The sequence below is a fragment of the Flavobacterium sp. genome (assembly GCF_004295795.1).
Taxonomy (GTDB): domain Bacteria; phylum Bacteroidota; class Bacteroidia; order Flavobacteriales; family Flavobacteriaceae; genus Flavobacterium.
This window is the reverse complement of the sequence record NZ_SEBR01000007.1, coordinates 122,837-145,555: the sequence shown is the minus strand read 5'-3', so window position 1 is coordinate 145,555 and position 22,719 is coordinate 122,837. Positions and strand designations below refer to the sequence as shown.

Sequence of the window (22,719 nt, the reverse complement as noted above, 5' to 3'; positions counted from 1 at the left end):
AAAAATTGTGGATAAAATTTTGACAGCGGCTCGCATTGCATAATTTTGTTTCTATGAAGATTGAACACTACATTTCCCAGCTTTTGTACCGATATCAATGCGTTACGGTTCCGGGATTCGGCGCTTTTTTGACCGAATACCAGTCTGCGCAACTGCATGAGTCGTCCAGTGCGTTCTATCCGCCGAAAAAGTTGGTTGTGTTCAATTCGCACTTGAAAAACAACGACGGTCTTTTGGCCAACCATATCGCTTTCGCGGAGAAATATTCCTATGAAATGGCCGTGGCCGCGATTCACAACGAAGTTTCCATCTGGAAAAATATTCTGGAGGTAAACGGACGCTTCACGTTGAAGAACATCGGAGAGTTGTCTTTGAACAGCGAGAAAAACATTGTTTTTTATCCGTCGGACAATTTGAATTACCTGACCGAAGCTTTCGGACTAAGCTCTTTCGTGTCTCCTGCCGTAAAGCGCGAAACCTACAAAAAAGAGGTCGAGATTCTCGAGGAAAAAGCACCAATCGCGTTCACGCCCGAAGCCAAACAGCGCCGACCATATTTGCGTTATGCAGCGGTTTTTGTCTTGGCCATGGGACTTGCAGGATTCGGAGGTTCGAAACTTTACGACGCACAAATCGAGCGCCAAACGCAACTTGTGGAAACCGAAGTACAAAAGCAAGTCCAGGACAAAATTCAGGAAGCCACTTTCTTTATAGACGTTCCTTTGCCGGCGGTGACTTTGGCCGTAAAAGAAGAGAAAATGCGCTATCATGTCGTGGCCGGAGTTTTCAGAAGTCCGGAGAATGCTGACAAAGCTTGCGCGCAATTGAAAGGATTGGGTTATAAGTCGAAGCGCATTCCGCAAAACCGCCACGGACTTTATCCGGTTTTATATGGAAGTTTTTCCTCAAAAGCCGAAGCCGTGAGCGAAATGAATTCGATAAGACAGAAAACCGACCCTCAGGCTTGGTTGATGATCAAAGACTTTTAACATTTATCCCGACGCGTTCGGGATTTTTTGTGGCCTTGCTTTACCTTTGCCAAAAAAAGACATGTTACCAAAACATCCATCTGAATCACTTACGACCTTAACCGACTTGGTTTTGCCGAGCGAGACCAATCCATTGAACAACCTATTCGGAGGCGAATTGCTCGCCCGAATGGACAGAGCTGCGAGTATTACCGCTCGCCGTCACTCGCGTCGGGTTTGCGTTACGGCTTCGGTGAACCACGTGGCTTTCAATCGCTCGATTCCTTTAGGAAGCGTTGTCACGATTGAGTCGAAGGTTTCGAGAAGTTTCAAGAGTTCGATGGAAATCTTTATCGATGTTTGGATCGAGGATCGCGAATCTGGCGTCCGGACAAAGGCGAACGAGGCGATTTATACATTTGTAGCCGTCGACGATACAGGTCGTCCGGTTGAAGTGGCACCCATTTTACCCGAAACAGAATTGGAAAAAGAGCGATATGACGCAGCTTTGAGACGCAAACAACTCAGTTTGGTCCTGGCTGGAAAAATGAAACCGCACGAAGCTACCGAGTTGAAAGCTTTGTTTGAAGGTTAATTTTCGTCGGATACAAATTCGAATCTGGCTGCATCTGAAAGTATTCCTGTCAAATTCTCGAAACCTTCATTTAACGATTTTTACAGAAAATCTGTAATCAAGTCGTTTCAAAATTTTGTAGGGATAAACATTGGCCCCTTCCCTGAAGGTAATTTCGGGATTTTTGGAATACGCCGTTTACAGAAAATCTGTAGTTTTTGTTAAATGTAGGTCCTGTAGGAAATAGGATTTCTAAAAACGAAAAACCTCAGAGGTTTTGAAGCCTTGAGGTTTGTGGTCGGATACAAATTCGAATCTGGCCGCATCTGAAAATATTCCTGTCAAATTCACGAAACCTTCATTTAACGATTTTTACAGAAAATCTGTAATCAAGTCGTTTCAAAATTTTGTAGGGATAAACATTGGCCCCTTCCCTGAAGGTAATTTCGGGATTTTTGGAATCGGCCGTTTACAGAAAATCTGTAGTTTTTGTTAAATGTAGGTAACTGTAAGAAATCATATTCCATCTAAAAACAACAAACCTCAGAGGCCTAAAAACCTTTGAGGTTTGTTATCAAAGACAAATCTGTCCAATCAAAAATTTATTGATTTCAAGACCTTAGATTTCCTGTGAAAACTACATTCCCGACAACCAAGTCTGCGGATTGTTGTAAACCGTATTCTGTTTTATCAGGAATTTCAGCGTAGTTTTGCCTGTGTCGCCGTTGGTTCTGATTTTGCCCAATGTCTGTTTGATCTTGACCTTGTCGCCTTTATCGACATTTACTGAACTCAGGTTCTGATAGATCGTAAAATAATCTCCGTGCTGGATGATTACGGCCTTGTTCACTGGCGAAATCACGATTACGCTTATCACTTCTCCTCCAAAAACCGCTCTCGCGCTTGCACCATCGTCGGTGGTGATTTCGACTCCGCTGTTGTGAACCGTCAGTGAGCGGTAAAGTGGGTGCTGTTGATCGCCATATCCGAGGCTGACAACGCCGCGTTCTACCGGCCATGGCAAACTTCCTTTGTTTGATCTGAAATTGTCGGCGACGACTTTTGCTTCTGGTGTCAGGACGATTTTACTTGGCGCCTCGGCCACTTTCGCTTTTACTGCAGACGCTTTCGACGGACTGGATTTCGCAGCCGCCAATGCCGCTTTCCGGTTGGCTTCCTCGATCGCTTTTTGGATCAGGCGGTCAATTTTGCGGTCTATGTTTCGGCTTTCTTGTTGGTATTTCTTGATTTCGGCGACAATCTTTTTCTTGTCTTTTTGGATGGAACCCATAAGAACTTCCTGCTCCTGTTTCTCTTTGACCAACTCTTTTCGCTCGTTCTCGTTTTCCCGCAGCAACTTTTGCTTTTCGGCTTTTTGGGCTTCGATGTGCGTGTTGTAAGTGACCAATTCAGTCGTCTTTTCGCTGATTTCCTCGCCTTGTGCCTTGCGATAACTCGCATATTGCTTCATGTATTGGGCGCGTTTGTAGGCTTGAAGAAAGTTTGCGGACGACAGAATGAACATCGCACGACTTCGCACCGAACGACTCTTGTACGATTTTATGATCATCGCCGCATAATCTTCCTTGATCACGACGAGTTCCTTCTTGAGTTTGTTGATCTTGAGTTGCGTCAAATACAGATCGTCGTTCAAAAGACGGGTTTGTTTTTCGGTCGTGTGGATGAGTTTTTCCTTGAGCTTGATTTTCTCTTTTTGGATGTCGATCTGGCTGTTGATGGACTTTTCCTGAGAACGCATCGCATCGAGTTTTTCCTGTTTCTCGGCAATCTCGCGTTGGATCTGCGCCTTGCGTTTCTCCAGTTTCTGTTGTTCCGATTGGGAAAATGCCGTCACCGAAAACAGTAAAAAGAAAAGAATGGCTAATTGTTTGGTCATGGTGTCTTTTTGTGCGATTAGTCGAGGTTGACGCGCTCGTAACCTTCGGGAACGCTGTATGGAAATTGGAGATTTTCGTTGAAAGTCGCTCCGTTGTATTCGATGCTGATGTTTGTTTTTCCTTTTGGCTGAATGGCTTCAAGCAAGATTTTTGCCGGAAGATTCGCTTGGGCAAATTTGTTGAAACCCGGATAATTCACCTCGAGGCTGCGATTTTGCTGTGGTTGGTTCACGTTCTCTTTCTTTATCAAATACGATCCGGGCTCGAAGTAATACGCTTTTTGTGTTTTCGGATTAGAATTGTCGGTCAGTTTCACGAGATTTCCTTCGACCGAACTTTTGTATTTTCCCTTGTTCAGATCGTCCAAAACACGTCCGATGAGCAAATTCTGCACTTTGTCATAGTCGAGAGAAGTTCCGAGCCAACGACTTAAAGCTTCGTAATTTCCTTCGAAGAAAGTACCGTTGATTTTCTCGTAATACTTGACTTCGTTTGGCGTAATCAACGCTTTTGCCATCGTGATTCCCAAGAATCTTATGCTCACGAAAATCTGTTTGTCTTTTTCGATCCTGATGTCGGCGCTCACGTTTTGCGTCTGATCGTCGTCTTTGTATCGGGCCGAAGCCTTGATGGCCAAGGTCTTGAAGTCCTTCGCATCGGAATAATGTCCGGAAATCACTTTTGCAAGTTCTGTATCTTCGGGCGTTGCCGGCGTTTTCGTTGGTGTGACGGCTGTCGTGGGTTGCGCGGTTTTGCATCCGACAACTAAAACGGCGCTCAAAATCAGGGCGTAAATTCTCATTTCTTCTTCTCTATCAGTTTTTCGGCCTTAATGAAATGCTCTTCTTTTTTCTTTTGGTCGCCCAGGCCGTTGAAGGCTTCCCCAAGCTGGATGTGGAAATTGGCTTCCAGCTGCTTGTCGTCCACTACATAATCCAGGCCAGTTTCGAGTAAATCCTTGGCTTTCTTGAATTTTTTCTGCTGATTGTAGGCCAATCCGGCATAAAAATAAAATTGTGGCTGAAGCGGATACGATTCCACCAAACCTTCGGCTCTTTCACCAAGCGAGACATAATCAGGCTTGTTGAGGTAAGCGTCGAGCACCAACATGATCGCTTCCATGTCGCCTGGTTCTGATTTCAGATGTTGCTCGTAATATTTGATGGCTTGCTCCCATTGCTTTTTCGAATGATAGAACTTCCCGATTTCTTTGGCAACCTTGACTTCCTTATCGTTCTCGAAGTAGGCGATCGCCTTTTGCAGATCGGCATCGAATTCAGGTTTGTCTTTGGCGAACAACAGAAATTCGTTCATGACGCGATGGCGGATCTTGTTGTCGATTTTTTTGCTGGCCAAAATCTGGTTCATCGATTTTACGGCTTTTGTTCCGTCGGCTTTCGTCAGATGATATTTGAACAGACTGATTTGCGCCCAATCGGAACCTGGAACAGCTTTCTCGAGTTTTTGTGCGATCTCGAGCGCTTTTGCATCCTGATTCGAATCCCAATACAAGAACATCAAAGTCACGTAATTCGATTCGTCTTTTGGATTGCCTTTGATCTTGTCAAGCAGATTCGAGATTTCCGAACCCTGAAACTTTGGATCTTTCATGATCGCCGACTTGTAATTGTCGCGCAAATCGTTCGTTCCGACGGTTTCGTTGAGTTCGTTTATCAAGACCAAAGCCTTGTCGAACTGTTGCGTGTTCATGTATAGCGAAGTCAGATCTTCCTTGTATTCGCTCTTGAATTCGATGAGTTTCCTGACGATGACGATCGCTTGGTTGTAGTCTTTTGTTTCGTAACAGACATCGTACATTCCGACCCAAGCCCATTTGTTCTTCGGATCGATCTTAGTGACTTGTTCGAAACTGTCGTACGCTTTCTTGTAGTCTTTTTGAGCTAGATAATTCTTGCCGAGCTCAAAGAAAACCACGGGATTGTTAGGCTCGAGTTTTTGGCATTTCTGCAAAGCGCTGATTGCCTTGTCGTAATTCTCGATGCCTTTTTGCTTGAGCGATTCGTAGAAGTTATTGCGGAATTCATTCGCCTCCATAGCCACGTCTTCCGGCTCTTGGATTTGGGCCGAAAGTTGGGTCTGGAGGCAAAGTCCGAGTAAGATTATGTAGGCGAATCGCTTCATGTTTTATTCCAAAACGGAGTAATCTCCGATGCTTATGCTTGTGAAATTCCCGTCAAAACTCGCGTGGTTGCCAATCATGGCGTTGTCGAGGTTAGCGTTCTTGATGTGCGCGTGCGTTTGGACAAGACTGTTTTTGATCGTGCTGTCTGTCACGTGAGTCGATTTTCCCAACGAAACGTTCGGGCCGACGGTCGAGTTGATCAGGATCACGTCTTTGTCGATGAAACACGGCGGAATGATTGTCGAGTTCTCGATTTTTGCTTCGTCGCTTACCAAATTCTCTCCGTCTTTGTGCAAAAATCCCAACAGACGTGAATTGGTTTCGACCGTTACGTTCTTGTTTCCACAGTCCATCCATTCGTCGACTTTTCCCGGCACGAAGCGCAAACCTTTCAGTTTCATGTTTTCGAGGCCGTCGGTGAGTTGGTATTCGCCTCCTTTTGTGATGTCGTTGTCAAGCAGATATTGCAATTCCGAACGCAGTGTTTCTCCCGACTTGAAATAGTAGATTCCGATGATGGCCAAGTCTGACACAAAGTCTTTTGGCTTTTCGACGAAATCTGTGATGCTGTCTCCGTCGAGCTTTACGACTCCGAACGCGCTTGGATCCTCGACTTGCTTTACCCAGATTACGCTGTCGGCGGTTGTATCTAACGTGAAATCGGCACGGAATAGTGTATCGGCGTAAGCCACGACGATCGGTCCGCTCATTGATTCTTTGGCCGACATGATCGCGTGAGCCGTTCCCAGCGGTTGTTCCTGGTAATAGATCGTGCCTTTCGCTCCCAATTTTTCGGCGATCGCGACGAGATCTGTCTCGACTTGTGTCCCGAAATCTTTGTGGATGATGAACGCGATTTCCTCGATTTCCTGATTGATCACGCCCGCGATGTCTTCGACCAAACGGTGCACGATTGGTTTTCCGGCGATTGGAATCAACGGTTTTGGGATTGTGAGCGTATGTGGGCGAAGGCGTGAACCGCGTCCTGCCATTGGTACAATTATTTTCATTTTTATATAAAACTTCGTTATTCGTTATTCGCTATTCGTTATTCGCTATTCGTTATTCGTTATTCGTTATTCGTTATTCGTTATTAAACTAATTTCTTTTTAGATGTCTCAATACTTTTTACAAAAATTGCGATTAGTTCATTTGCTTCGACTTGCGTTTCTATGAGCTTATTTTCTTTTAGTAAACACAAATTCGCCCTCTCCAATATTTTAAGGCAGGAAAATGTTTCTCTTAATTCTTTTAGAACAATCGACATTTTGTGTATGAAATCATTTCTTGATTCGGCACTTTGTGCTTCGCTATAATTCAGTGATGGCGCTGTTCCTTATCGGATAATTTGCCCCGACAAATGATTGCCGGGTTTTGAATTTTCAATCCCTTTTGATATCTCAATAACCATTACGGCAAAATCAATTAATCTTTCGTGTAAATCAAATTTTTTCATGGCGTGTACAAATTTTAAGGCGTAGATATTGAATTTTGAATAACGATTAACGAACAACGAATTTTGAATTACAAAGTTCCAGTACTCCCAAAACCGCCCGCACCACGAGCAGTTTCACCAAGGCTCTCAACCTCGACCCACTCAGCGCGTTCGTGCTTAGCGATTACTAGTTGAGCAATCCTGTCACCATTGTTGACAGTAAATTCCTCGTTAGATAAATTTACCAAAATTACACCTATTTCGCCTCTGTAATCAGCGTCTATCGTGCCTGGAGAATTCAAGACGGTAACGCCGTTCTTGAAAGCCAAACCTGAGCGCGGACGCACTTGCGCTTCGTATCCGATTGGTAATTCGATGAACAATCCTGTCTTGACGATCGTGCGCTCTAAAGGTGCTAACGAGATTGGTTCCGATAGTACGGCTCGCACGTCCATTCCTGCTGAGGCGATTGTTGCGTATTCAGGGAGTTCGGTTCCGGAGTTGTTGATAATGTTTATTTTCATGTTGTCTCGATTCTTGTTGTTTGCCGATTTAGCCCCGATGCAAGCGGTTAGCCTTTTGCAGGAAAACGCTTGCTTTTGCCGAATTGCGACAGCGACCGAAGGAAGCTCGTCTCAAGGCGTTGCAAATGCAGCGTTTTGCCAGAAAGCTAAAAGCGGGCAGCGGGTTCCAGCTTCATATTTCCATTTTTTTCGTTCTCGATTTGCGCTTTAAGATCCTTTCTAAAGTTTCGCGCTCGCTGTAATAGACAAAACCTGTGAAAATGAGCAAAAGCGGTATGTTGACGAAATAATTTTCCCGGAAAACGTAAAATGCGATAAATGAAAATCCTATCGAAAGCCCGAGATAAACCAGGATTTTTTTCATGTCGTATGGGATTTCGTAATGCTTTTGGCCCATCGTGTACGAAATGATCATCATCGTTCCATAGGCGGCGATCGTGGCAATGGCCGAACCCATGTAACCGTCTCCCGATTTTTTTTGGAAAATGGGAATCAGGAAGAAGTTAAGCGCCAAGGTGACGATCGCTCCAACGATGGAAATGTAAGCGCCGATGTGCGTTTTGTCAATCAATTTGTACCAAACCGACAAGTTCGTGTAAATGCCCAAAAAGAAGTTCGCCACGATGATCAGCGGCACGACTTTCATCGCTTCCCAATAATCGGGGTTGCTCAACAGGAAAATCTTGAGAACGTCGGCGAAGATTACCACCGACAGCAAAATGAGCGATCCGAAAATCACGAAATATTTGGTGATGACCGCGTAGGTTTGCCTGGCGTTGTCGTTTCCGGCGTGGCTAAAAAAGAACGGTTCGATTCCCAAACGGAAAGCCGTCGCGTACAAAGTCATGAAAAGCGCTAGTTTGTAGCAGGCCGAATAAACGCCCGCCTGATCTTTTCCGACGCCGGCGGGAAGAATTTTCTCAAGTAGGATTTTGTCGAAATGCTCGTTTACGGCGAATGCGATTCCGGCGAAGAAAATCGGAAGGCCGTATTGCATCATTCGCTTCCAAAGCTTTGGGTCGATGTGCCAATTGATCTTGAAATAATCAGGTGAAAGTACCACGAACGTGAGGAAACTCGCGATCAGGTTCGACATAAAAATGTATCCGACCTCGAAATTCTCGACATACAAACTGCTTATGAAACTGTCGGGATTGCGATCGGCAAAACCCGGAAGCCACAAAAGGCAAACGAGGTTCAAACCCATGTTGACCACGACATTTCCGATCTTGATTGCTGCGTAACGCATCGGCCTTTGTTCGGCTCTAAGTTTCGAGAATGGGATTACGACAAGCGCGTCCAAAACCAAAATCCAGATGGCGTAAGTGATGTAAGACGCGTCGACGTTCACGCCATCGGCAATGCTGTTTCGCAGCAAAAGTGCGAGTCCGAGGAAAATCAAGGAAGACCAAAAAATCGAGATTGTCGAAGTCGAGACGACGTTCGATTTGTCTTTTTCGGAATTGTAGAAGCGGAAAAAACCGGTTTCAAAACCGTACGAGAGCGCAACGTTGAGGAAAACCATCCACGCCATTACGATGCTCACTTCGCCGTATTCGCCTTTGGGCAATTTGTCGGTGTACAATTTCACCAACAGAAAACTCAGCATTCGCGGTAAAACCGTGGCTAGTCCGTAAATCGCAGTCTGTTTGAAAAGGCTTTTGTACACGTAAAGGTGAAATTTCGCTAATAGACAAAAATAGCCATTTCGCGCGGGAAAGTCGAAGTCTTAAGCGCCCGTTATCACCATTTTAATTAACATTTAAGACCTTTTGAGGTGGTTTTTGATGCTTTTTTGCAGGATTTCCTGTTGGGCGCGAAAAATGAATTGGAACCAGGCAATTGTCAGCGGGAAAATGCCGGACGTAATCCCTGCCATTTTTTCGCCGGTCGCCGCCGAAAGGACCAGAATCACGAGCCAAATCAGAAACAGAACCACGATTTCACCTCGCATGCCGCTGTGCATTTTCACCTGGATTTTGTCGGATGGATTGCGTTTGATTCTCACTGTTGTCGCTATCTCGGCTACAACCTCAAATCAGTGCGTTACGGCATAGATTTTTCCGACTTCCATTTTCCAAAAATAAAAAAGCCGAACAAATGTCCGGCTCTTTCACGTGTGTGTTTTTTGTTTATCCTTTCAAAGCTTCGGCTCCACCGACGATTTCGAGGATTTCTCCGGTAATCGCAGCTTGACGCGCTTTGTTGTAGGTCAATTTCAATTGGTTGCGCAAATCTGTGGCATTGTCGGTTGCTTTGTGCATGGCCGTCATACGCGCTCCGTGTTCGGCTGCCAAAGAGTCGCGGACTGCTTTGTAAACCTGTGTGCGCAACATTTTTGGGATCAAGGTCATGATGATCTCTTCTTTCGACGGCTCGAAAATGTAGTCTACGGTTTGCTTGTTGTCTGTCGTGGTTGGCGGAACCAACGGCAAAAACTGCTCTTCCTTGACGACTTGAGTGGCCGCGTTCTTGAATTGGTTATACACCAAAACGATCTTGTCGTACTTTTCTTCGTGGAAAAGACGTACCAAATCGTCGGCGATCACCGCGACATTGTCGAAAGTCAAAGCATCGAAAACACCGTTGTTGTTGGTGATCACGTTGCCTGTCTTGCGGATGATGTCATTTCCTTTTTTACCGATCGTGACAAAATCAACCTTTTTTCCTGCGTATTGCTTTTCGGCCAAACGCTTGCTTTCCTTGATGACGCTCGAGTTGAATGCGCCCGCAAGTCCGCGGTTTGACGTGATGGCCACGATAAGCACGTTTTTCACTTCGCGTTGGATCGTGAATTCGCCGCCCAGATCGCCTTCTAGCGTCGAGGAAAGGTTTTGGAGCAACTCCGTAAGTTTTTCAGAATACGGACGCATGGCAGTGATGGCGTCCTGGGCCTTTTTCAATTTGGCCGCAGAAACCATCTTCATCGCCGAGGTGATTTGCATCGTCGATGAAACAGATGTGATCCGGTTGCGTATTTCCTTTAGGTTTGCCATTTTTTAGTATTGAGTAGAGCGTTGTGAGTCTTGAGATTTTAGAAAAGAGACAAACTCAATTCCAGAATCTCATTACTCAAGACTGTTTTCAATTAATTGTATTTCGCTGAAATCTCTTTCGCCGCGGCTTCGATAACGCCTGTGATCTCGTCGGTGAATTTACCGGCTTTCAAAGCGTCAAGCGTATCGCGGTGTTTTGCGTTCAAGTACTCAAGAAAGTCTTTTTCGAATTCCTTCACCTTGTTCACAGGAACGTTTCTCAACAAGTTTTTCGATCCGGCGTAGATGATCGCAACCTGATCTTCAACCGTGAACGGCGAGTTCAAACCTTGCTTGAGGATTTCTACGTTGCGACGACCTTTCTCGATTACGTTCAATGTAACCGCGTCAAGGTCAGATCCGAATTTCGCGAAAGCTTCCAATTCACGGAATTGTGCCTGGTCAAGTTTTAGCGTACCGGCAACTTTCTTCATCGACTTGATCTGTGCGTTACCTCCAACACGTGATACCGAAATACCAACGTTGATCGCCGGACGTACACCAGAGTTGAACAAGTCAGATTCCAAGAAGATCTGTCCGTCAGTAATCGAGATTACGTTTGTCGGGATGTAGGCCGAAACGTCACCTGCTTGTGTTTCGATGATTGGAAGTGCGGTAAGCGATCCGCCACCTTTCACGATCGGTTTCAAGGAATCCGGAAGGTCGTTCATGTCTTTTGCGATGTTGTCATCTGCAATCACCTTACAAGCTCTCTCCAACAAACGGCTGTGAAGATAGAAAACGTCTCCAGGATAAGCCTCACGTCCCGGTGGACGACGAAGCAAAAGGGAAACCTCGCGGTAAGCGACAGCCTGTTTCGACAAATCATCATAAACGATCAAAGCCGGACGGCCTGTGTCGCGGAAATATTCGCCAATCGCAGCACCTGCCATTGGAGCGTAAACTTGCATTGGCGCAGGATCGGATGCGTTTGCAGCAACGATTACCGTGTAAGCCATTGCGCCTTTTTCTTCCAACGTTTTTGCGATTCCGGCAACTGTCGAAGCTTTTTGTCCGATAGCAACATAGATACAAAATACAGGTTTTCCTGCGTCGTAGAATTCTTTTTGGTTGAGGATCGTATCCAAACAAACCGATGATTTACCCGTTTGACGGTCACCAATCACAAGCTCGCGCTGTCCACGTCCTACCGGAATCATCGCGTCAATCGCTTTGATACCTGTCTGAAGCGGTTCAGTTACGGGCTGACGGAAGATTACTCCCGGAGCTTTGCGCTCAAGTGGCATCTCGTAAAGATCGCCTCCGATCGGGCCTTTTCCGTCGATTGGAAAACCTAGCGTATTCACGACGCGTCCAACCATTTGCTCACCAACTTTCAATGAAGCGATGCGCTGTGTTCTTTTTACTTGTGAACCTTCTCTGATTCCTGTCGATGGGCCGAGCAATACGACACCAACGTTATCTTCTTCCAAGTTCAAAACGATACCTTCAAGGCCGTTGTCGAACTCTACCAATTCACCATATTGTACGTTTGACAAACCGTAAACGCGGGCGATACCGTCACCGACGTTCAAAACGGTTCCCACTTCTTCAAGCGTAGCTCCCGATTCGAAAGCCGAAAGCTGTTTCTTCAAAATCGCTGAAATTTCAGCCGGTTTAATTTCCGCCATAACTTTTTATTTATCTACCTATTTTTATGTTTACTCCGGAAGGTCTGGATTCTTCCTTGATAATAACCGTATTGTTTCCGTTGAATCGATCTTCAACTTTTTCATCGTACTTCATGCAGAATGTACGTACTTTCTCCTCGTTCAACGCACAGTCGACCAATGTATTCGATTTGAGCAGTTTCTCGACCAACAATTTTTTCGTGAAAGAGTAACTCTCGCTCGTAAGTTGCTGATTCGATTCCACAAAAATCACCTTGCAATAACGGACGCCGTTCTGCTCCATATATTTCAGGATGATGATGTCTGTTCCTTCAAGTGTCATGTAAGTCACATTGTTGGCATTCGACTCATATTTCATACAAGCGACTCCGTCAATGGAAACAGTTGCCGTTTTCTTGTCGAAATCTATTTTTTGAGCCGATGCAAAAGCAACCGACAGCAAACAAACCAAAGTAAAAATTGCGTTTCTCATCAGTTTGCCAATTCGCGTTTAAGAACTTTTAATCTGTTGGCAACCGAAGCGTTGTATTGCTTGTCGCCCACGCGAAGGATAAAACCTCCAATGATTTCCGGATCGACGATATTCTCGATAACCAGTTTTTTGTTCGTGAACTCTAGCGCTTTCGACAAAACTCTCGCTTCCATATCCTTGTCGAGTTCGACGGCAGTCGTGACCGTAGCCACTTCCACTCCGTTCATGTCTTCGAACAATCGGCTGTATTCGATCGCAATCGCTTCCAAAATCTCGAAACGCTTGTTCTCTTTCAACAATCGGAACAAACCTTTTGTGATATTTTGTGCCGAGTCGAAAACTTCGGTAACCGCTTTTTCCTTCACCTCGTTGCTGATAATTGCAGCCTCGACGAATTCTTTAAGCTCGGCATTCGCACCGATGTTTTCGGCTATGTGCAACATGTCGTTGTTCACTTCCGAAGCCACTCCGCTTGAGTGCGCCATATCTAAAATCGCTTTCGCGTAACGGATAGCAGCTCTAGACATATTAGTTCAGTTTAGCGTCGGCCAACAATTTGTCGACCAATTTCATTTGTGAATCTTTGTTCGAAAGTTCGTCTTTCAACAACTTTTCGGCGATCTCCAAAGAAAGCGATGAGACCTGGGCTTTGATGTCGGCCATGGCTGCATTTTTCTCTGCGTTGATCGCTGCTTTTGCCTGCTCGATCAATTTTGCGCTTTCGGCAGATGCTTCCGCTTTGGCGTCGGCAATCATTTTCTCTTTGATCTCGCGAGCTTCTTTCATCATAGCATCGCGCTCCTGACGAGCCAATTGCAAAGCTTCCTCGTTTTTAGACTGAAGCGCAACCATTTCCTGACGTGCCGTTTCTGCAGCTTTCAAGGCATTGTTAATGCTTTCCTCGCGAGTTTTTACCGCTCCAAGAATCGGTTTCCAAGCGAATTTCTTCAAAAGAATGAAGAAGATGACGAAGATTAGGGTCGTCCAGAATATTAAACTTTCGGGTGCTGTGAAATTCATATGATATAAATTTTGTGCTTTTGTTGTAATAAAGGCCGACTACGAACCAACCGTTCGCAGTCTGGCCTCGATTTTAATTATTTTGCGATCAACGCAACAACCACTGCGAAAAGTGCAACACCTTCGATAAGTGCCGCAGCAATAATCATAGCGGTCTGGATTTTTCCAGCAGCTTCTGGCTGACGAGCCATACCGTCCATTGCAGATCCACCGATCTTTCCAATTCCGATTCCAGCTCCGATTACTGCCAAACCTGCTCCAATTCCAGCTAATACCATAATGATAAATTTATATAGTTAATAATTAAAAAACTCTTAGTGATGGTCGTGTTCCTCAACCGCTTGTCCTATGAACAAAGCTGTCAACAACGTGAACACGTACGCTTGCAAAGCCGCAACCAAAAGCTCCAAGACGCTCATGAACAACACGAACGCTCCCGAAATTGGCGCAACTGCCAACGATCGGAAAATGAAGATCAGGGAAATAAGGCTCAAGATGATGATGTGACCCGCAGTAATGTTCGCGAACAAACGGATCATCAACGCGAATGGTTTTGTCAACATACCGATGATCTCTACCGGAACCATGATCGGGTAAAGCGCTTTCGGAACCGGCGGCGTCAAAATGTGACCCCAATAATATTTGTTTCCGCTGAACGACGTTACGATGAACGTGATCAAAGCCATGACGAACGTGAAGAAAATACTTCCTGTAAGGTTCGAGCTGAACGGGAAGAAAGGAATCAATCCGATAAGGTTGTTGATCCAGATAAAGAAAAACACCGTCAACAAATAAGGCATGTATCGCTCGTATTTTTTAAGACCGATGTTCGGAATTGCAATGTCATCGCGAACGAAAGTAACCAAAGGCTCAAGAAATCCGGCCAATCCGGTTGGCGCCATCGTATTCTTTTTGTAAGATTTCCCAACGACCGAGAAAAGTATGAAAAGTACGATTACCGAAAGGAAAAGCGAAAATACGTTCTTGGTGATAGAAAAGTCAAGCGGACGGATATCGAAGTTGAAAGCGCTAACGTCTTCTTTCGCGGTCGTCTCATATTGGTCGGCGTAGTAGATCACTTCGTTGAAACGCACGAACTTCTGTCCGTTTTTCTCTACAACGTGGTGTCCGGTGTTGTCGTGGTGGAATTCTTCCGAAGAAAAAACCGCTAATCCGTCGTTCGTCCAAAGAATGACAGGAAGATAGAATGAAACCGGATGTCCGTTCCAATCAAAAATGTGAAACTCATGCGAATCGCCAATGTGGGAATTGATCAACTCGCTTGCGTTGAATTCTTTTTCTTCGGCTGCCTCATGCGAGCCTGCGTGCGCGTTTACTTCCTCGTGGGCAGTGGCTTCGTGAGTCGGTTCGGCGTGCTCTTGTGCAAATGCGGAAACAGACATGGTCAACAAGCTGACGGCGAGTAAAGAACGAAAACGTTTTAATAGAATCATGGAAATTTGAATTCTGCGTTTCTAAAATTTTTTGCAAAAGTACAACTATAATCTGCAATAGAAAACATCAGATGAAAAAAAGTCAGAACGTTGATATTCTGCCTGTTTATGAGGCTATTTGGAAGGTTCAGACTTTAACATACGCACGGCGAAAAGCACTTCGGCCGTCAAAAACACGAAATAAGGTATGAAAAAGGCCGCGATGTCTCCTACGTAGTTCATTTCGTCCGAGAAAATCAAAGGCGACAAAAACACGACCGAAAGCGCCATTTTCACCAAGCCCGCGCCCACGAAAGCGAAACCCGTCGATTGGTAGGCATATTTGTGGACGAGCGAGACCATGAAGCACAAAAAGGAAGAGGCGGCGAAGTGGAAAGCATACGTTTTCCAAGCTGGAAAAAACAAGTGGGAAGACGCTTCGGCAAACAAATTTTCCTGGATAAAATTTCCGGCAACGGCAATCCCGAAAAACACGATCCAATAGATCAGGAAAGTTCGGTTCATTTTTTATTGAGGTTGTTGACTTGTCGGATGACGTTGTAAAGGGCGATCGCCACCGAAAGCAACGAAAAGATGATCAGGTAAAGATTCTCGCTGCCCGTTTTTTCATCGAGCCACATCCCGAACCAGCAAAACGCGAAAATGATCGCGCCCATCTGAAACGGAATTCCCATAAGGGCAAGCCATTTATTGCTCTTTTTCGGATTCTGGTCGCTGCTCATGAACGGGAAGATTTTTGGTTTGCGGACGCATTTCGCAAGAAGCGCTGAAAGCCGCTCCGGGTTCAACCGAAAGCTTGGCGCAAATTACGTGTCCAAGAATTTTGGCTTTTGCTTTTACATTGAGCATTTCGGCCACTTGGATTTTTCCCTCGAATTGGCCTTCTATGTCAGCATTTTTGCAAACGATGTCGCCCAAAACCGCTCCGGCCGGACCAATCACGATCTTGCCACTGCATTGCAGATTGCCCACGAGTTTTCCGTCGAGGCGCAGGTCGGCTTGGGAAATGATGTCGCCCTTGATCGCCGTTCCCTCGACGATCCTGTTGGTTTTTCCCAAGAGGTCGGTGTAGGATTTAGGGCTTTTGTCGAACATTATTTTCTTGGTGTAGATTGCGATTTCGGACTGGTCGTATTTTGCTGCGGCATTCCCGGCGGCATGTTTCCGGCTCTGGGATCGTCTGAATCCTGAGGCGGACGACCGATCGAAGGCGGTTGCGTACCTTGCGTCTGGCTTTGTGCCGGACGCGCTTTAGGAACACGCGCGCCACGAGGCGTTTGCGTTTTCGGGCCGTCCTGAACCGGTTTCACTACCGGAGCGGCGCGTTTTTCGGCAGGTTTGTGCGGATCGGCCAAATATTCCTCGAGGTTTTTCTTCATTTGGAGCACGGCGTAATTCTCGTTCGAGATCACGATCGCGACATCCGGAAGTTTGTATTCCTTGAATTCTTTGAGTACCGATGCGATTCCTTCGGCTCCTTGTTCGGTCTTGATTCCGTGCACGACGACGAAATTCATGTCCATCGTAAAAATGTCGAGCGATTGCGTCAATTGGTCGGCGGTTCTTTCCGAGATGAACTTCTTGAGTTTTTCCTGAAGCGTCTTTATGTTCTTGGCGTTAGGATCTGGCGCGCGATAGATGATTTTCCAGCTTTTTGGCGGCACGTCGTTGAACTGGCGCGCTTCCATCATTACGATATCGCGTCCGAGCATGACTTCGGCTTCTTTTCCTTCGGCTTGATTCGGATACGTCAATGCCACATAATTCAGGGCTTTCTTGTATTCTTCGACACCTTGCAATTTCCCGATGTTCATCGCCTTCAGCATCTCGAATTTCGGAAGCGAAGACTCGCCCGTGTATTTGTCGACGGCATCTTCCAACTTCGGAACCAAATTCCTGTAATCGCCTTCCTTGTATTCCTTGTAAAGCTGATTGAACGCGACTTCAGGCGCTTGAGCCGCTTCGCCGGTTTGCGAATTCTTGAGGATTTGGGCGTAACGCGAATCTGGATATTGGCTGATGATGTCGGCTTTCATCGCTTCGGCTTTTGGCTTGTCGATGATTTCGTAAACCTTGTACAAATTGTACATCGCAGGCAAAATCAGACGTTCTTCCGGATTGCTTACGAGCAGTTTCTCGAGTTTGTCTGCCGAACGCTCGTACTCCTTGAATTTTTCCTTGTAAATGACGCCAAGTTGGTAATATGCGAAGTTTCTTTCCTTGGACAAACTGTCGATCACGACTTTTGAAGTCGGAAGTTGGCTGATGTAGAAATCTGTGGTGTAACGCGCCTCGGCCTGTTCTTCGGCAAGTTTTTTGGCCTTGATCTCTTCCGGAGTCAACTCTTCCTCGGGTTTTTCCTCCTCGGCTTGACCGCCAGACTTGTTGAAACGCCAATTGTCCTGATACGCCCGATTTCCCCAGTTCTTGCGGAATTCCGATTTACCGAAAGCGACAGTCGTAGGATTGTAGAAATAGAAATCGCCGGGTTTGCCGCTCTTTGGGCCAAATGTCGAAGGCGAGGCGTTCGCATCGGCTTCCTTGACCGGAGCCGCCGAACTTTTGGAAACGTTTCGAATCGACTGATCGGCCGAAGCCACGTCGCCAGCGCGGGATTGCGCCAAAACCTCGGCTTTCTCCTTTTCCTTCTCAGCCATTACTCTCGCGGCTTCGTCGGCTTTCTTGAGTTTGTCGATGTATTTTTGGTAATACGCGATTTGCTGCTCTTTCGGCATCGAATAAATGCTGATGATACTGTCGTTCGTCGTGGCAATTCCTTCGTACTTGATCACGTCTTCGAGGTTCGTGCGCTTTTTCTCGATGAGTCGGAATTCGCGCGTTCTCGGTTTCAGGTGGACCAACGTACTGTCGTAGTAAAATCCTGCGGTGACATATTTGGCCTGGTTGAAATAGATTTCGGCCATGTTTCTGTAGTTCGATGCGTTCAGGTAAGCATCGGTAGGTTGTGCGTCAAGCGATTTGTTGTAATATTTGAGCGCCTGTTTCGGCTTGTCGCTCTTGTCGTAAAACACCGCCAATTGGTGGTTTAGCCAATCGAGATACGGGCGGTTTTCGCGATCCTTGAGCAAATCCTTGTAATTCTCGACGAACTGCAAAGTGTCGCCTTTCTTGTAATCGAATTGAGCCGATTGGTGTCCGATGGCCTGAATCCTGTAAACCCAAGGCGAGCTGCGTTTCATGTCGATCACACGCTGAAAGTACGTCCAGGCGCTGTCGTTTTGTTTGGCTTGTTCGAAAAGTTGTCCGATGATGAAATTGTAGCGCGCTTCCTCGTCGTCGATTCTCGTATTTTTCAACGCGATTTTGAGTCTATTGACGGCGCTGTCTCTTTGTTGCGTGTTGATGAAAGCCTGAGCCAAAGTCGCGTTCGCCTCCGAATAGACTTGCCTGTCGAGTTTTACTTTCGGATCAGCCAGCAATTTGGACAGATTCGTGATTGCCAAACCGTCGTTTTCCAGACGCATATTGGTTTTTTCCCTCCAAACTTTCGCCTCGTAGATCTTGCTGCTCTTTGGGTACTTGTACAAAACGTAATTGAAAGCTTCCAAAGCCGGAACGTAACGCTTGTCGTAATAGCGCGATTTCCCAAGCAAGATGTGCGCTTCGTCGATTTGGTAATTGACTTCGGTTCCGCCGATGTTCATCGAGTGTTTCTGGATGGCTTTTGTGGCCTTTTCCTCGGCACGCTGGAAATTCGGGTTTTTCTGTTGCTCTTTCGGACCTGTCGGTTGGCCGCCCAAAGTTGGCGCCTCGAGATCAGGTTGCATCCTTTCTACCGGAAGCACTTCCCAAAAATCATCTCCGTAAAGCGTCCGGAGGTCTTTCATTCCGGCTTCGAGCGCGAGATCGCCATTGTACAAAATGTTGTATTTGGTACTCATCGCATGCGAATTGCGCGCGAGGAAAGTATCGCGTTTGGTGGAACAAGCCACGACCAAGGCGATAAGGCCGAAAATCGATAAGATTCGGAATATATTGGTTTTCAAGACGGTCACCGTTTTATGCATAAACTGCCAAATGGCGTTTTTAGTATATTGCTACTGTATAAACGGGTAAAAATACGGTTTTTTGGCAATTGGCAATTTTGGTTGGCGTTAAGAACGGATTTTATTTTTTGCCAGACTTTGGAATTCAGATGCCAAGCGCACGCAAAGCCTTTCAGACCGCGAAAAATTCCTCGAGTTCTCTCAAAGTCTCGGGCGAAGTCCTGATGTCTTTCACGACTTCGCCTTTCTGCAAAGCGACAATCCTGTCACAAACTTCGACGGTGTGCGCCAAATCGTGGCTTGATACCAAAATCGTAACGGACGGATCATCAGCCAATTCGCGGATGATTTTCTTGAGACGGTTGACGGTAGTCGGATCGAGGTTTGCGAAAGGTTCGTCGAGAATGATCACTTCGGGTTTTCCGATCAAAGTGGCGATGATCCCGACTTTTTTCATGTTTCCTTTGGACAGATCTCGCAAATATTTCTTGCTGTTGAGAATTTCGCCGTTGAAAAATTCCTCGTGTCTGGCCAAAAGCGCATCGACATCGGCTTTGTTCTGTTTTCTCAGATCGCCAATGAAATAGAAATATTCTTCGGCTGTCAAATATCCGATAAGGAAACTTTCGTCGAGAAATGCCGACGTATGAGGTTTCCATGCTTCGCTGGCATTTACCGCGATATTTTTGCTCAAAACTTGTCCCGTCGTAGGTTCGATAAGGTCGAGCAACAGACTGAAAAATGTCGTTTTTCCGGCGCCGTTGTTTCCTACGAGGCCAAAACTCTCACCCGCCGGAATCTTTAAATCAGTGATGTTGAGAACGGAAACGCCGTTATATTGTTTGGAAAGTTCTGTGACTTTGATCATGTCGTTGCTTTTTTGATGATTAGTTGTTGCTTTTGTAAGCGGCGATCGTCTTGTATTTTTCAGATTTGTAGATGCGCTCGATCAGCGAGAAAACCTTATTGCGGAAAGCGAACCCGATAACGCCTGCGCCAGCGACCAAAGCATAACCCAATTCCGGACCGACCGTGTAATAACCCAAACCGTAAAGCAAAGGCGGAACGGCCAATTTCGGGATCGTGATCAAAAGCGTCTTTACATTGAAAGCTTGCTTGTCACCGAAAGCGCGTTTTCCCGAAGTAAGATCGATCGGCGTTTTCACGAATGCGCCTCCAAGCAAAACCAAGTGCGAATTCACTCCGATGTTGTAAACCGCCGCGGCCAAAATCACGAGATAAACCTGCAGTCCGAAAACAAGATAGAACGAGGCAATGATCGAAGAAACTACCGTTGCGATCACCATAAGCCACCATTTCGAAGCGAGATATTCTCGGTATTTGATATTTTGGCTCATCATTAGCGGATAATAAGCGCTATCCCAGCTTGGCACGAATTGTCCAAAGGTGAACAGAAATCCTCCGGTGACGAAAATTCCGGCGAAGACTTGCCAAAACGGACCACTGTAAACTTCGATGGCGTTGGTGAAAAACAACAATCCGTAGAAAATGAAAAGGCAACTCATCAGGACCGTGGTTCGAGAGCGTTTGTTCCTTTTCAAAAGTCTGATGTCGTTCTTCAGGAAAGTTCCCATTTCGCCAAATTGGTCGAGCCACGTGAAATCTTCGGTTTTGGCGATTGTTTTTTTAAGGGCGAGTCCCGTGTCGAGATAAAGTCGGTTTCTGTAATATCGGAACACGAAATAATAGAGTGCGGCCAGGAAAACCAACGCTGCGAGAAATACTATCGGCGTTTGGTAAAATCCATTGAAAACGATGCTTGTGTAAGCGGTGATGTCGAACCAACCGTAATACCAACTTGCCGCAGCCAGGATGACCACGGCGACAACCGGATAAAAAACCGCATCCTTATTATTGATCAAAAGGTTGATGAAATTGTCGGCCAACAAAATAGCGACGATCGAAAAATGCCACAAAAGCACGTTCAAAGGCGAATGTCCGTTGACCAACAAAGCGATCGTGAACGGAATCAGCCAAAACAAATGGATCACATTGAAAAACGAGATCACGCTTTTTCCGATGGCAAAATGCACGACGACATTTCGCTTGATGGGCAAAATCAACAGCGGTTTGATGTTAACAACCGGCATTTTCTGCATGAAAAATCTTATGAACAAATCGAAGAAAACGTAGAAAATCAGGTATTTGTTTACGGTCTCAAGCGGATTGATACCTTGGTCGTTCAGAATCGGATACATCGCAAAACCAAGCATGCAGAACATTCCGGCATAAAAAGTAGCGACGATTCCCAAGATTATCTTGATGGCCAGATTCGCTCCCAAAGCGGCCGATCTGAAAAAAGCCTTGGTTTCGAGCATGAAAAAATGTCTGAACATGATTTGATTTTTTGATTGGAGCCGAAATTTACGGAAATGTTACAGGAAATTTGAATTTGCACGCACAATCTCGACAAATGGCTTGAAGACGTGTTGTTTTTTGTAATTTCGCAAAAATTTTCAAAATGTCGACCTCGTTCTATAAACTCAACATAAAGGAAGTCAAAAGGGAAACACCCGAAGCCATTTCGGTCGCGTTCCGAATTCCCGATCAGCTTCGCGATTACTACAACTTCATCGCCGGACAATACCTGACTCTGAAATTGACTTTGGACGGGGAAGAAATCCGTCGCGCTTATTCGATTTGTTCCGCTCCCGGAAGCGACGAGTTGAGAATCGCGATAAAAAGCGTGAAATCTGGGGTATTCTCTGTTTTTGCGAACAAACAATTGCGCGAAGGCGACACGATGGAAGTCGGTTTGCCCGAAGGAACCTTCACCTTTGAACCGAATCCGGAAAGGAGAAAGAACTATGCGGCGTTTGCAGCCGGAAGTGGAATTACGCCAGTGATGGCAATCATCCAAAGCGTGTTGATCCACGAACCGAATTCGACTTTCGTGTTGGTTTACGGAAACAAAACGCCCGAACAAACGATATTCTACAACAAAATCCACGAATTGGAACAACAGTTCACCGGACGGTTTTTCGTACATTTCGTATTCAGCCAAACCAAAGTCGACAACCATCTTTTTGGAAGAATCGAGAAATCGACCGTGAATTACATAATGAACAACAAGTTCAAGGACATGGAGTTCGATAAATTCTGGTTATGCGGACCTGAGGAAATGATCACGCTCGTGAGTACTGTTCTCAAGGAACACAACGTCAAGGAAAAAGACATCCGTTTTGAGCTTTTCGTACCTCCGAAAACCAAAGCGCAATTGGAAGCACCCGTGGAAGGACATACCAAAATAACGGTTCTCGTCGATAACGAAGAAACGACCTTCGAAATGTCGAAGAAACAAACCTTGCTCGAAGCGGCTTTGAAGCAAGGAATCGACGCGCCCTATTCGTGCCAGGGCGGAATTTGCAGCAGTTGCATGGCCCGCGTCACGAAAGGATCGGCGCAAATGGTCAAGAACGCGATCCTAACCGATGGCGAAATTGCTCAAGGTCTAGTACTTACGTGCCAAGCGCATCCGACTTCCGAAGAAATCGTCGTTGATTTCGACGACATATAACCAAATCGCTTACATTTTTA

The 22,719-nt window shown here is 45.9% G+C and carries 24 protein-coding genes; 3 read left to right on the top strand and 21 right to left on the bottom strand.

Annotated features, from left to right (window positions below; all coding sequences use genetic code 11):
* The first annotated feature begins 53 nt into the window (after positions 1–53).
* Entirely contained in the window at positions 54–989 is a 936-nt protein-coding gene (locus EOO49_RS08245; protein ID WP_290844542.1) for an SPOR domain-containing protein, read from the top strand.
* A gap of 61 nt (positions 990–1,050) precedes the next feature.
* On the top strand, positions 1,051–1,563 hold the full coding sequence (locus tag EOO49_RS08240; RefSeq protein ID WP_290844540.1) for an acyl-CoA thioesterase: 513 nt from the start codon (positions 1,051–1,053) through the stop codon (positions 1,561–1,563).
* 616 nt (positions 1,564–2,179) lie between these two features.
* Here EOO49_RS08240 and EOO49_RS08235 read toward each other — a convergent pair.
* From EOO49_RS08235 to EOO49_RS08135, 21 genes are all read right to left on the bottom strand, one after another.
* Positions 2,180–3,439, bottom strand: a complete 1,260-nt coding sequence (locus tag EOO49_RS08235; RefSeq protein ID WP_290844538.1) for a peptidoglycan DD-metalloendopeptidase family protein — start codon at positions 3,437–3,439, stop codon at positions 2,180–2,182.
* A 17-nt stretch (positions 3,440–3,456) separates the two neighbouring features.
* The gene (locus EOO49_RS08230) at positions 3,457–4,242 is read right to left on the bottom strand and encodes a DUF4292 domain-containing protein (RefSeq protein ID WP_290844536.1); all 786 of its coding nucleotides are present in this window, start codon (positions 4,240–4,242) and stop codon (positions 3,457–3,459) included.
* On the bottom strand, positions 4,239–5,582 hold the full coding sequence (locus EOO49_RS08225; RefSeq protein WP_290844534.1) for a tetratricopeptide repeat protein: 1,344 nt from the start codon (positions 5,580–5,582) through the stop codon (positions 4,239–4,241). Before EOO49_RS08225 ends, EOO49_RS08230 begins: the two co-directional genes overlap by 4 nt.
* Positions 5,583–5,585: 3 nt before the next feature.
* Positions 5,586–6,593, bottom strand: coding sequence for a sugar nucleotidyltransferase (locus EOO49_RS08220; protein ID WP_290844532.1), 1,008 nt, complete (start codon positions 6,591–6,593; stop codon positions 5,586–5,588).
* 83 nt (positions 6,594–6,676) lie between these two features.
* The gene (locus EOO49_RS08215; RefSeq protein WP_290844615.1) at positions 6,677–6,904 is read right to left on the bottom strand and encodes a four helix bundle protein; all 228 of its coding nucleotides are present in this window, start codon (positions 6,902–6,904) and stop codon (positions 6,677–6,679) included.
* A gap of 203 nt (positions 6,905–7,107) precedes the next feature.
* Complete coding sequence (gene dut, locus EOO49_RS08210; RefSeq protein WP_290844530.1) at positions 7,108–7,542, bottom strand: dUTP diphosphatase; 435 nt, start codon at positions 7,540–7,542, stop codon at positions 7,108–7,110.
* 172 nt (positions 7,543–7,714) lie between these two features.
* Entirely contained in the window at positions 7,715–9,211 is a 1,497-nt protein-coding gene (locus EOO49_RS08205; RefSeq protein ID WP_290844528.1) for an oligosaccharide flippase family protein, read from the bottom strand.
* Between the two features lie 93 nt (positions 9,212–9,304).
* A complete protein-coding gene (locus tag EOO49_RS08200) occupies positions 9,305–9,550 on the bottom strand; it encodes a hypothetical protein (RefSeq protein WP_290844526.1) in 246 nt (81 codons plus the stop codon).
* 124 nt (positions 9,551–9,674) lie between these two features.
* Complete coding sequence (gene atpG, locus EOO49_RS08195) at positions 9,675–10,538, bottom strand: ATP synthase F1 subunit gamma (protein WP_290844524.1); 864 nt, start codon at positions 10,536–10,538, stop codon at positions 9,675–9,677.
* A gap of 92 nt (positions 10,539–10,630) precedes the next feature.
* Positions 10,631–12,208, bottom strand: coding sequence for a F0F1 ATP synthase subunit alpha (atpA, locus tag EOO49_RS08190; RefSeq protein WP_290844522.1), 1,578 nt, complete (start codon positions 12,206–12,208; stop codon positions 10,631–10,633).
* A gap of 10 nt (positions 12,209–12,218) precedes the next feature.
* A complete protein-coding gene (locus tag EOO49_RS08185; RefSeq protein ID WP_290844520.1) occupies positions 12,219–12,680 on the bottom strand; it encodes a hypothetical protein in 462 nt (153 codons plus the stop codon).
* Positions 12,680–13,207, bottom strand: a complete 528-nt coding sequence (gene atpH / locus EOO49_RS08180; protein ID WP_290844518.1) for an ATP synthase F1 subunit delta — start codon at positions 13,205–13,207, stop codon at positions 12,680–12,682. Before atpH ends, EOO49_RS08185 begins: the two co-directional genes overlap by 1 nt.
* A gap of 1 nt (position 13,208) precedes the next feature.
* Positions 13,209–13,700 carry a F0F1 ATP synthase subunit B gene (locus EOO49_RS08175; RefSeq protein ID WP_290844516.1) on the bottom strand — a complete coding sequence of 164 codons (492 nt, stop codon included), beginning with the start codon at positions 13,698–13,700 and terminating at the stop codon, positions 13,209–13,211.
* Positions 13,701–13,777: 77 nt separating this feature from the next.
* Positions 13,778–13,978, bottom strand: coding sequence for an ATP synthase F0 subunit C (gene atpE / locus EOO49_RS08170; protein ID WP_290844513.1), 201 nt, complete (start codon positions 13,976–13,978; stop codon positions 13,778–13,780).
* A gap of 36 nt (positions 13,979–14,014) precedes the next feature.
* Positions 14,015–15,154, bottom strand: a complete 1,140-nt coding sequence (atpB, locus tag EOO49_RS08165; protein ID WP_290844511.1) for a F0F1 ATP synthase subunit A — start codon at positions 15,152–15,154, stop codon at positions 14,015–14,017.
* A 114-nt stretch (positions 15,155–15,268) separates the two neighbouring features.
* On the bottom strand, positions 15,269–15,658 hold the full coding sequence (locus tag EOO49_RS08160) for a DUF6168 family protein (protein ID WP_290844509.1): 390 nt from the start codon (positions 15,656–15,658) through the stop codon (positions 15,269–15,271).
* On the bottom strand, positions 15,655–15,876 hold the full coding sequence (locus EOO49_RS08155) for an AtpZ/AtpI family protein (RefSeq protein WP_290844507.1): 222 nt from the start codon (positions 15,874–15,876) through the stop codon (positions 15,655–15,657). Before EOO49_RS08155 ends, EOO49_RS08160 begins: the two co-directional genes overlap by 4 nt.
* Entirely contained in the window at positions 15,842–16,249 is a 408-nt protein-coding gene (locus tag EOO49_RS08150; RefSeq protein ID WP_290844505.1) for a polymer-forming cytoskeletal protein, read from the bottom strand. The genes EOO49_RS08155 and EOO49_RS08150 overlap by 35 nt, the downstream gene beginning before the upstream one ends.
* Entirely contained in the window at positions 16,249–19,161 is a 2,913-nt protein-coding gene (locus tag EOO49_RS08145; protein WP_290844502.1) for a proline-rich domain-containing protein, read from the bottom strand. The genes EOO49_RS08150 and EOO49_RS08145 overlap by 1 nt, the downstream gene beginning before the upstream one ends.
* A 172-nt stretch (positions 19,162–19,333) precedes the next feature.
* Positions 19,334–20,029, bottom strand: a complete 696-nt coding sequence (locus EOO49_RS08140; RefSeq protein ID WP_290844500.1) for an ABC transporter ATP-binding protein — start codon at positions 20,027–20,029, stop codon at positions 19,334–19,336.
* A gap of 19 nt (positions 20,030–20,048) precedes the next feature.
* Positions 20,049–21,518, bottom strand: coding sequence for a DUF5687 family protein (locus tag EOO49_RS08135; protein ID WP_290844498.1), 1,470 nt, complete (start codon positions 21,516–21,518; stop codon positions 20,049–20,051).
* 125 nt (positions 21,519–21,643) lie between these two features.
* Here EOO49_RS08135 and EOO49_RS08130 point away from each other — a divergent pair, with 125 nt between their 5' ends.
* Entirely contained in the window at positions 21,644–22,699 is a 1,056-nt protein-coding gene (locus tag EOO49_RS08130; RefSeq protein ID WP_290844496.1) for a 2Fe-2S iron-sulfur cluster-binding protein, read from the top strand.
* Positions 22,700–22,719 lie beyond the last annotated feature (20 nt).